The following is a 9,709-nucleotide window of genomic DNA, read 5'->3' as shown; positions in this document are numbered from 1 at the left end:
TTGGGCGTGGGCAAGAATTGAAACCAAAGTTCAAGCTATCTATTGTTTCTATTGTTTGCACGCCCTTTTCTCTCATCTGTGCCTACTGCTTGGCAAGTGGTTCATTTGTACTAGTGCAAGAGGTGAGCAGAGCAACCCCTGCTAGGTAGCGAATGTCTGCCAAGTGTCCTAGAAAAGCCGCATCAACTAAACCAGATAGGGGAACCATCACATTAGAGAGAATGTTGACCAGAGCAAGTGTCAGGAAGCGAGAACGAAGTTCATCTGGTGGTAGTACTTGGCTATTTACTTTCAGTGGAGACTTTGATTGAAGCGGATTGTCCACGGAGTTAGGCTGTTTATTCATCTAACTGAGATCTTGCACGCTTGTTTAAAACCTATCGTTTAAGTAAGGGAACAGGGAACGGGGAACAGGCAACAGTGATAATAATTGACTCTTTAGGCATCGAAATTGATTGGCGACTTTCAGTTATTAAGTTTTTTTGTACTGCTGCAAGATCTGATTCTAACAAAAAAGGGTTCTGTCGCAAAAAGCTCACAAAGACGTAATTACTCTGTGCTTATCTAATTATTTCCTCCGTTTTTTGAACCCACATTCCGCACCGGGTACTAGTCTAGTAGCTGGATTTTACGGTGTATTTTCTGTAGAAAACCTTAAGTTTTAATAATCTCTGCCTAGGGCGTGTCATCAAATAGGAATCAATCTAGTTTAGAATCGATAAATGTAGAGAGTTGAGTCAATCAGGATCCGTGCTATCATGACACTTCGCTATGCCTTGCGGGATGACCAGTGGGAACGAATCAAAGACTTATATCAAATCCGGTTAAATAGTTATCGTTAAGCCTTGGCTGCCTGCCACCAATGAAAATGGGTCAGACCACGAATGAAGTCGCACTGCTTGAGTAAAACACAACAGCGAGCGCAAATGATCTGCTCCAACTCTTCAATCTTCTCAAAGCTGCGGTTGACAATTGGTTCATCTAGGAATTGCCATAGTCTTTCGGCTGGCTGCAACTGTTGGGGAGTAAGAAGGCAGAAATTCCACATGTAATCCTTCTGGCCATTTCACATGGCTTAGCTTTGTGCCACCCCGCTTGGTCTATAGTCAACAAAACCTGTTTGTGTTGCCCATTACCAAAATGTTGAGCAAAGTCTGCTAACACTTGATTGAACAGGTAGATTTTAACTTTTGGCATTAGGCACCAGTAGGTTTCACCAGTAGCCGGATGGACTTGCCCCATAGACCCAAACCCATTGAAAACGCCATTGCACGGTCGCACTTTGCATGTCCCACCATGGAACCCATAGTCGTCTTACCATAGGCAAGAGACCCAGGCGATGCTCATCCATTGCCCACAGTTGAATCTCGGCATCAGGGTGCAAAAGAGCGCAATTGTTCTACTCGCTCTGCTATTTTTTGTTTCCAGTTCTCTTGCTCGGAGGGGTCCGAGTGCACATGAGCTTCAGCGAGTATCCGCAGTCGGTACTCCATCTGCTTAAGATATTCCCATCGGAGTTGCGGAGCCACTGGACGCTAAGCGCACCCGACTCATCCAATCAGCGTTCCAAGCGTCCATTCCACAATCCACTTTCATTTACTGGGGTCTTACGGGCTTGTAAAAGTTGAGCTTGTTGGACTTCATCAAGCATTGGTTCCGCACCTGAGTTGTGATGGCGTTGGTCTCCAACTCCAGCAACTCCAAAATTGTTGTAGCGGTTAGCAATGACCCGAATCCACCGCAAGGAGTAGCCAGTCACCTCCGCTACTTCAAGGGTCGTTTTACCTTTGGCCATTAACCACAGTATTTGGTAATGGCGCAAGCCCCACCGGGTCTTTTTCACGCGCGTTATCGCTGTTCCTTTGCGTCACAACTGTTGGTGGGGCTTCAGGGTCAACCTTTTGGGCATAAAACTTACCATGCTCTGTCTTAACAGTAAGTATACACCCGGATTTGATATTATCCGATGGTGGGCAGTGCCTAGTAACCCGATGGCAAGGTTTGGAATCTGTGTGATGCACTGCCCACCCTACATCAACTCTCCTGTTCTCTTCCAACACTCCCCACACTCCCCACACTTTCCTCCCTATTCCCTTTGCTATAATTCCAACATTCAGAAGCGATCGCCCAATCTTCTTCTGTATGAACCACCAAGACCTGGACGGCTGAATCCGATCTAGCAATATTTTGGTCTAGGGGAGATGAAGAATTTTTCTGTTGATCGAGTTTCAATCCCAAAAACTCAAACCCTTGGCAAACTCTCTGACGTACTACCTCTGAATTTTCTCCAACGCCTGCGGTAAATACTAGCACATCTAAGCTGCCAAGGGAGGGTAACATTGCGCCAATCATCCCTTGTATTCGATGAATATAAATGTCTAATGCTAGTTGGGCTCGTTGGTTACCTTCTGCTATGGCTTTCTGAATATTCCGCAGATCAGCAGATACACCAGAAATTCCCTTTAACCCAGAATTTTTATTGAGCATTTGGTCTAATTGTTCTGGATTAAAGTGATAGTTTTCGATTAAGTAGAGTAAGATGGCGGGGTCAATTGAGCCACTGCGACTACCCATCATTAAGCCTTCTAAAGGAGTGAAGCCCATAGTGGTGTTGATGCTAACACCTCGGTTAATGGCTGCTAAGGAACAACCATTGCCTAAATGACAGGTAATCATTTTTAGGGATTCTAAGGGTCTACCGATTAGTTGAGCACTCCGTTGCGCACAGTATTGATGGCTAATACCATGAAAGCCATAGCGACGAATCCCTTTTTCAAACCATTGGTAGGGGATGGGATAAACTTTAACCTCTATGGGCATTTGGCTGTGAAAGGCTGTATCAAAGACTGCTAACTGGGGTATATCTCCTAAAAGTTGTTCGATGGCTTCTATCCCTTCTAGGTTAGCGGGATTATGAACAGGTGCTAGGGGAAATAGCTTTGCGATCGCATCTTTAACTTGAGCAGTTACTAGAGTAGCTTGAGTATAGTCGGCACTACCATGTACTACCCGATGACCAACTATGTCTATTTCTGATAACTGATTTAATACCTGAGTTTTCCCCTTAATTAGGGTATCCAGCATTTGTGCGATCGCGTTCGGACGAGATTGTGATTCTAGTTTAAGTTCTAGGGAGGTATCTTGAGTTTTAACGGTTAAAATACCTGAACTATTGCTGACAGTCCAATCAATATGAGCTTCCCACAGTGGCTGGGGTGGTTGCTCAGGCAAGGTTTTGTCTGTTAACTGGTACAAACAACTTTTCTGAGAGCTAGAACCAGCATTTAGCACTAAGATTTTCATGGCTATGTACCGAGTCGATTCCGTAAGCCTTCATTGATATGGGAGCGATCGCCAAGAATAGGTAACTATGGAAGCAACGGGCATGTTGATGCGATCGCGATCATAACCCACATCAGGGAACAGGGAACAGGGAGGGAACACAGACAAAATATTTCTCCCCTACTCCCTACTCCCTACACCCTACACCCTACTCCCTACACCCTACTCCCGACTCCCTCAACTCCTAGAGACTACAAACTTGATCGAATGGCCACTTCCACTCTTGAATCTCAGCTTTATCTATACCCTGCTCAGAGGCATAGTTTAAGTTTTCGATAATCTGATTCTTCATCCTTTCTTTAACATAAGCTGCGGCAGACCCTAGTTTAGGCACTCGGTCAATCACATCAATTACTAAGTTAAAGCGATCAATTTGGTTACGAATCGCTAATTCTAGGGGAGTGTTGATGTTACCTTTTTCTTTATAACCTCGGACATGAATGCGATGCTGATTAGTCCGACGGTAGGTGAGTTTTTGAATTAGCCAAGGATAACCGTGGAAGTTTAAAATGACTGGTTTATCGGTGGTAAATAGACTATCAAAATCAGCATTTGATAAGCCATGGGGGTGCTCACTTTCGGGCTGTAGCTTGAATAAGTCTACTACGTTGATAAAACGTATTTTGATGTGGGGAAATTCTTCTAGTAAAATAGCAGTTGCTGCTAAGGATTCCCTGGTGGGAATGTCACCGCAACAGGCCATAATTACGTCGGGAATATCTGGTTCTTTTCCACAATCATCATTGCTAGCCCACTCCCAAATACCTATACCTTTGGTGCAGTGTTTAATTGCTTCTTCCATGGTTAGATACTGAAGATGCATCTGCTTGTCGGAAACAATTACGTTGACATAGTTGGTGCTACGCAAGCAATGGTCAGCTACAGAGAGGAGACAGTTGGCATCAGGAGGTAAGTAGATACGGGTAACCTCAGCACTCTTATTTGTTACCAAATCCAAAAAACCTGGGTCTTGGTGACTAAAACCGTTATGGTCTTGACGCCAAACTACAGAAGACAGAAGAATATTCAATGAAGAAATAGGACTGCGCCAAGGCACTTCATGTTTACAGATATCCAACCATTTAGCGTGCTGATTGAACATTGAATCAATCACATGGGCAAAGGCTTCGTAAGTGTGGAAGAAGCCGTGACGACCTGTGAGAAGGTAACCTTCTAACCACCCTTCCAAAGTATGTTCGCTCAGCATTTCCATCACCCGACCATCGGGAGATAATTCCCCACCATCAGCATCTTCTGGTAATATCTCTGCTAGCCAGGTTTTTTTGGTGACTTCATAAATGGCATTGAGGCGATTGGAGGCGGTTTCATCGGGACCAAAAACCCGGAAGTTGTTCATGTTATTGGCCATGACATCCCGCAGGAAGTAGCCCAGCACCCTAGTATTCTCGACCTCGACGGTACCTGATTTTGGTATTTCTACGGCATAGTTCCGGAAGTCAGGTAAACGTAGTTGTTTACGGACTAGACCACCATTGGTAATGGGATTACTACTCATCCGCCGGTGACCAGTAGGGGCTAAGGCTTTGAGTTCTGGAATGAGTTTGCCATTCTCATCAAACAGCTCTTCTGGTTTATAGCTTCGCATCCATTCTTCTAGCTGTTTGAGGTTACTCTCATCTTTGTGAACTCCTGACAAGGGGACTTGGTGAGCCCGCCAAAAGCCTTCGACTTTGTGACCATTAACGTCTTTCGGTCCAGTCCAACCTTTGGGAGTGCGTAAGATAATCATTGGCCAGGGAGGACGCTTGGCAATACCGCTACTACGACATTCTTGCTGGATAGTGTGAATTTGCTGAATACATTCCTCGATGGTAGCAGCCATCTTCTGGTGCATGTCTTCTGGTTGGGCACCTTCGACTAGGTAAGGGGTGTAACCATAGCCTTGAAAGAGGGATTCTAGTTCTTGGGGACTAATCCGGGACAAAATGGTGGGATTAGCAATTTTGTAGCCGTTGAGGTGTAATATCGGTAGAACTGCCCCGTCCCGGATGGGATTGAGGAATTTGTTAGAATGCCAAGCTGTTGCGAGCGGTCCGGTTTCTGCTTCGCCATCCCCGACCATGACAGCTACTATTAAGTCTGGATTGTCAAAGGCAGCGCCGTAGGCATGGGAAAGACTGTAACCTAATTCACCGCCTTCGTGGATGGAACCAGGGGTTTCTGGGGTACAGTGGCTACCAATGTGACCAGGGAAAGAGAATTGTTTGAAGAATTTTTGTAAGCCTTCAATATCTTCACTTTTATCTGGATAAACTTCGGAATAACTGCCTTCTAGGTAAGCTGGGGCAAGAACACCGGGAGCACCGTGACCGGGACCGGCTAAGAAAATCATGTTTTGGTCGTATTTCTTGATGATCCGGTTGAGATGCACATAGGTAAAGCTCAACCCTGGACTTGCTCCCCAGTGTCCTAAGAGCCGCTGTTTAACTTGTTGAGGCACTAAAGGCTCTCGCAGTAGGGGATTATCTCGTAAATAAATCATACCTATGGCAAGGTAGTTACAGGCACGCCAATAGGCATTAATTTGGTTTAGTTCTTGGGCAGAAAGAGGAGCGTTCTGCCCTGCACGTTGAGGCGCTGGTGCTTGAACCATAATTAGTTCCTATCTTAAGTATTAGGACTTGAGGATTAGGATTTGGAAAACTTATTTTTACCCTTTTAATGTTATCTTACAACAAATAAAAGTAAGCTGCTATTAATTAATTATGAAATTAGGTAAACAGGGAACAGGGAACAGGGAACAGGGGGTTACAGTTTGTTTTTTATATAAAAACTATCGGAGTTTTCAATGTAAGCATTCAGCTATTAGTTATCAGCTATCAGTTATACCAAAGGGAACAGGGAACAGGGAACAGGGAGTAGGCAAGAGGCAAGAGGCAAGAGGCAAGAGGCAAGAGGCAAGAGGGAAAACAATCCTGTGTACCTGCCAAATTTGGGGGGCTAGAGGGGCGAAACTTGCTGTAAGCTGACCGCTGACCGCTGAAAGCTGACGGCACCTCAAGTAGCGTGCGCGTAGCGGATATGCTTACCTATGGTGGGCAGTTCTTAGCCGATTCCTAACATCTAAAAACTTCAACTGTCGATAAAGCAGAGAAATCATGGGCAAATCAACTCCTGCTTTGCTTGCCATCCGCAAAGGATTGCCCACAATTGTCTCAACTTCCAAGGGTCTTTTTCCATCATAATCCAGTTTCATACTGGTTAAATAAGGATTCATGTTTTCGGTATGGTCGAGCATTTTTTGGATAAAGCGATCGCCTAGTATCCGCCCGCAACTCTTTGCCCCTGCTAGCACTTCCCCCATTATTTGTTCTGCTAGAAGCCGTGTATCGGCATTGGCCATAATTTCATCTGTTCTGGCATTTAAAATTACGGAAAGACTATTATAAGGAATATTCCAAACTAACTTCTTCCACCTAGCTAACAGCAAATCTTCGTTCAACTCAATAGGAATTCCTGCGGTTTCAAAATCCCTAGCAATTTCCTTCATTTGTTCTGTAATGCCAGCAGCTTGATAGTTACCAGCATATTGCCCTAGGAGAATACTACCATAGTCGATGTGGTGAATCTGGCCTTGCCCTACTTTATTAGAACAGATAACACACAAGCCACTGATTAGGGTATTATTTCCTATGATGTTGGCAATTTTTGGTTCGATATTTATACCGTTTTGTAAGAGCAACACTATGGTATTTTTGTTTATTAAGGGCGGCAATAGCTCTGGTAAATTATGATTTTGGTTCGCCTTTAATGCTACTACGATTACATCGCAATTGGGCATTTTTTTGACATCGTTATAGGCATCGACTTCCGGCAGAGTAAAATCGCCATCTACTGATTTTACAATTAAACCGTTTTCGGCGACATGGTGGTAGTCGCTACGCAGTAAAAAGCTGACTTTATGACCGGCTTTTTGCAGTTTGGCACCGTAGAATCCGCCAATAGCTCCGGTGCCGATAATTCCATAGGTTCGATTTGACATTTTGAGAAGTATAACGATTATGATGAATCCCATGGTGGGCAGTGCCTAGCAACCCGATGGCAAGGTTTGGGATCTGTGTGATGCACTGCCCACCCTACATCAACTACATCAACTAGAGCGATTGCATCAATACAATGGCTTTTTATTTTGTTGAATCCCTTGCTATTTAAGGGGTTAAGCTCATTTAAACTATTCATTTACTGTAATCTGTCTAGGATAGCCGAGAAAAGTTAAGATTAGTTTAATAATGATTAGTTTAATAATGATTAGTTTAATATTTAATCACAGTTGCTCCCCAGGAAAACCCGGCAGCACTACTAGCTAAAACTACTAAATTACCAGGTTTTATTTTCTGCAATTCTATAGTCTTAGCCAAACCCAATAAAGTATCTGTTGCTCCCAAATGACCGCAGTTCGTCAAGGAAATAAATGTATTTTTTTCAGTTAAGCTTAGAGCTTCAATAATCTTGGCTAATAAGCTTTTTTTGATCTGATTGGTAAATAAGAAATCTATTTGATTTAGAGAGAATCCACTTTTTTGCAATGCAGTGGTGATTACTTTTTTATAATTTTTTAAATAAATTTCTGATAAAGTGTTTTCTAATTGATTGCGATCCTCTATTTTTACATAATTAAGTGCTAAGTCAATATTTTCACTTTTTACAGGCAATTTTGTCCCTCCCAAGGGAACTCGAACCAAATCAGCTAATTTGCCATCAGTTATACCATAATAGGATAGAATTTTGTTGCTAGACTCTCCTTTTTTTAGTAAGGCTGCGGCGGCACCGTCGGCGAAAAAAAGAATAGAATTGCTATTTTTATCCGAGTAATTAACCAGCTGGGATAATTTATCACTACAAACAACTAAAGCATAATTTGAACTATTATCTGCCAGCAACATGTTCCGGCAAATATGAATACCTAAGTTACCGCTGTTACAGAAATTTCTAATTTCAAAACTATGAGCATTGTCAGCACCAATGGCAGCTTGAATTTTTGCTGCCGGAGACCAAAATCGGTAATCGTAATATCCTACCCCACAATAAGCAATTAGATCTATTTGTTCTGGTTTAATTTTGGCTTTTTTTATCGCCGACATTGCTGCTTTAATTCCCATATCGCTGGGATGTTCGTCTTCGGCAGCAATTGGTTTTTTTTCCATGCCTATTTTTTCTTTCAAAACCCACAGGGGTATATCTGCTAGTTTGGCGATCGCCTCGCTAGTCATAACTCCCGAAGGAATATAATAGCCTATAGCTGCAATACCGACTGTTGTCTGATTTTTATTGTTTTCAATCATCTAGCTTTTATTAGAACTAAATACTTAAAGAGCGTTCGCTCTTAGCGGAAGCTCCGCTTCCTCGCGTAGCGTGACGTTCCGTCAATCGCATTTTTTGGATACTGCCTTTAACTCAATCATGATATCACCAAAACAAAAAAAAATACTCAGATCTCTTGACCCTATTCCCTGTTACCTACTCCCTAAAAATTTGTTACAAATATTTTCAAAATATGCTACAATTAAAGATTATTTGTGCTATTCTAAAAGAGTGGTTGGTAAAACTTCCACCTCAAGAGCTAGCCCGGGAAACCGTTCAAATTTACGGGCTAGCCTTGGGTCCCCTATGACAGGAGATACTTTTATTATGACGTATTCTGAACGCCTTCATCCATGGGTGATTGTTCGGCTATTACCCGAAATGCAGCGAGTAGTTGTTGGTCGGTTCCGCAACCGGTCTGATGCGGAGGGTCATTTGAAAGCTCTTAAACGCCTGATGCCGGATGCTAAGTTTGTGATTGTTTTTGATGTCGGTAATCCGATGGATGAAGAATCGTTGGATGAGGAATAGTAGGGTTGTAATTTGGTAAGCGATCGCACAGGGAACAGGGAACAGGGAATAGGGAATAGGGAATAAAATCTGTGTACCTCATAAGTAGGGAAAACACTATATTAATCAACTTAACTAGTTTAAAAATGTTGCCTTTTGCCCTTTGCTTTTTGCCTATAACTTTTCTCGCAGTTATGAGGTACAGTCTTCTTTAAGGTTGATTGCCTGTATTGATGCAGCGATCGCTATTCTCTATTACCTATTTCCTCTTCTCTGTTCCCTGTTCCCTGTTCCCTGTTCCCTGTTCCCTACTCCCTACTCCCTACTCCCTACTCCCTACTCTTCCAACGCTGAGGGGGCGACGAAATAAGCTAAAATGCAGATTCTATAAGCAACCTAGCCCTTATCCCTCGTTGATAATACTTTCGTTTATTAGGATTGAGTCTCATTAATTCGGTTACTAATTCTAGACAACAATCCTTAAACTTTACCCAGGTTTGACCATATAAACCAATGTAAAAACTGCTATGTCTCC

General features: G+C 43.0%; 8 protein-coding genes and 2 pseudogenes. 2 read left to right on the top strand and 8 right to left on the bottom strand.

What is annotated here, in order from left to right:
• Positions 1-82: 82 nt before the first annotated feature.
• The 7 genes and pseudogenes from F6K46_RS35880 to F6K46_RS35850 all read right to left on the bottom strand — a co-directional run bounded on the left by F6K46_RS35880 (position 83) and on the right by F6K46_RS35850 (position 8,645).
• Positions 83-346: a hypothetical protein gene (locus tag F6K46_RS35880; RefSeq protein ID WP_366510859.1), complete on the bottom strand. Its 264-nt coding sequence runs from the start codon at positions 344-346 to the stop codon at positions 83-85.
• Positions 347-838: 492 nt separating this feature from the next.
• A pseudogene (locus tag F6K46_RS35875) lies at positions 839-1,852 on the bottom strand (IS630 family transposase).
• A 182-nt stretch (positions 1,853-2,034) separates the two neighbouring features.
• Positions 2,035-3,303, bottom strand: coding sequence for an acetate kinase (locus F6K46_RS35870; RefSeq protein WP_293067174.1), 1,269 nt, complete (start codon positions 3,301-3,303; stop codon positions 2,035-2,037).
• Positions 3,304-3,526: 223 nt separating this feature from the next.
• Positions 3,527-5,956 (bottom strand): phosphoketolase, encoded by a 2,430-nt coding sequence (locus F6K46_RS35865; RefSeq protein ID WP_293067171.1) that lies wholly within the window; start codon positions 5,954-5,956, stop codon positions 3,527-3,529.
• Between the two features lie 226 nt (positions 5,957-6,182).
• Complete coding sequence (locus tag F6K46_RS35860; protein ID WP_293067168.1) at positions 6,183-6,359, bottom strand: hypothetical protein; 177 nt, start codon at positions 6,357-6,359, stop codon at positions 6,183-6,185.
• A gap of 29 nt (positions 6,360-6,388) precedes the next feature.
• Entirely contained in the window at positions 6,389-7,345 is a 957-nt protein-coding gene (locus F6K46_RS35855) for a putative 2-dehydropantoate 2-reductase (RefSeq protein ID WP_293067165.1), read from the bottom strand.
• Positions 7,346-7,616: 271 nt separating this feature from the next.
• On the bottom strand, positions 7,617-8,645 hold the full coding sequence (locus F6K46_RS35850) for a 3-oxoacyl-ACP synthase (protein WP_293067162.1): 1,029 nt from the start codon (positions 8,643-8,645) through the stop codon (positions 7,617-7,619).
• A 346-nt stretch (positions 8,646-8,991) separates the two neighbouring features.
• Between F6K46_RS35850 and F6K46_RS35845 the strand changes: the two genes are divergently transcribed.
• Both F6K46_RS35845 and F6K46_RS35840 read left to right on the top strand, forming a co-directional pair.
• Entirely contained in the window at positions 8,992-9,195 is a 204-nt protein-coding gene (locus F6K46_RS35845; protein ID WP_293067159.1) for a hypothetical protein, read from the top strand.
• A gap of 142 nt (positions 9,196-9,337) precedes the next feature.
• Entirely contained in the window at positions 9,338-9,544 is a 207-nt protein-coding gene (locus F6K46_RS35840) for a hypothetical protein (protein WP_293067151.1), read from the top strand.
• 1 nt (position 9,545) lies between these two features.
• Here the strand turns inward: F6K46_RS35840 and F6K46_RS35835 are convergent.
• Positions 9,546-9,709: pseudogene (locus F6K46_RS35835) on the bottom strand (IS4 family transposase); the annotation flags it as partial.

This window comes from Moorena sp. SIO3E8, assembly GCF_010692445.1.
GTDB lineage: Bacteria > Cyanobacteriota > Cyanobacteriia > Cyanobacteriales > Coleofasciculaceae > Moorena > Moorena bouillonii.
This window is presented reverse-complemented; position numbering and strand designations above follow the sequence as displayed.